This is a genomic window from Aestuariirhabdus sp. LZHN29, assembly GCF_049985285.1.
Taxonomy (GTDB): Bacteria; Pseudomonadota; Gammaproteobacteria; order Pseudomonadales; family Aestuariirhabdaceae; genus Aestuariirhabdus.
On the sequence record NZ_JBNIEU010000010.1, the window covers coordinates 1 to 691 of the forward strand.

A 691-nucleotide genomic window follows, 5' to 3' on the forward strand; every position below is an offset into this window, starting at 1 on the left:
GGTCATGCACTTTGGACTGCATAACAACACATTCACCTACACATTACATGGGGAGCAGCTGGGGACAACCGAGCTGGAGAAGGACCTGGGGGTTCTGATCAATAACAAGCTGAGCAGCAGCGTACAGAGCCAAGCAGCAGCTGCTAAAGCTAACAAGGTGATGGGTTGTGTAAAATGGGTGATTAGAACCAGAGATGGAGAAATAATATTGCCCCTGTACAAGACCTCACCTAGAATATGGGGTGCAATTTTGGGCCCCGCACATGAAAAAGGACATCAGAAGTTTGGAGGCGGTGCAAAGGAGGGCTACTAGATTGTTACACGGGATGGAGGGTCTGTCTTACAGTGAGAGATTAGAGAAACTGAACATGTTTAGCTTAGAAAAGAGACGTCTTAGAGGGGATCTAATTAATATGTATAAATATATATGTGGACAATACAGAGAACTGGCAGGAAATCTTTTCATTCCCAGGACAGAGCAACGGACAAGGGGGCATGGCTTCCGCATGGAGCAGAAGAGGTTCTACCATGAGGGGAGGAGGGGGTTCTTTACAGTAAGAGCAGTAAAGCTATGGAATGATCTTCCCAGTGAGGTGGTTGAGGCAACGAGTATGGCAAACTTCAAAAACAAGTTGGATGAATTTCTCAGAAAAAATGACATCCAAGGTTATAATCCATAGCTTTATGCGGG

General features: G+C 45.6%; 2 protein-coding genes. Both read left to right on the forward strand.

Features of this window, described 5'->3' with window-relative positions:
- Positions 1-313 (forward strand): hypothetical protein (locus ACP3PW_RS17210; RefSeq protein ID WP_426417963.1); only part of this gene is annotated, 313 nt, incomplete at its 5' end.
- Complete coding sequence (locus ACP3PW_RS17215) at positions 264-680, forward strand: hypothetical protein (RefSeq protein WP_426417964.1); 417 nt, start codon at positions 264-266, stop codon at positions 678-680. The genes ACP3PW_RS17210 and ACP3PW_RS17215, both read left to right, overlap by 50 nt.
- Positions 681-691: the final 11 nt, after the last annotated feature.

Coding starts and splice junctions, on each gene's coding strand:
- ACP3PW_RS17215 (WP_426417964.1), top strand. CDS start 264: ATGAAAAAGGACATCAGAAGTTTGGAGGCGGTGCAAAGGAGGGCTACT.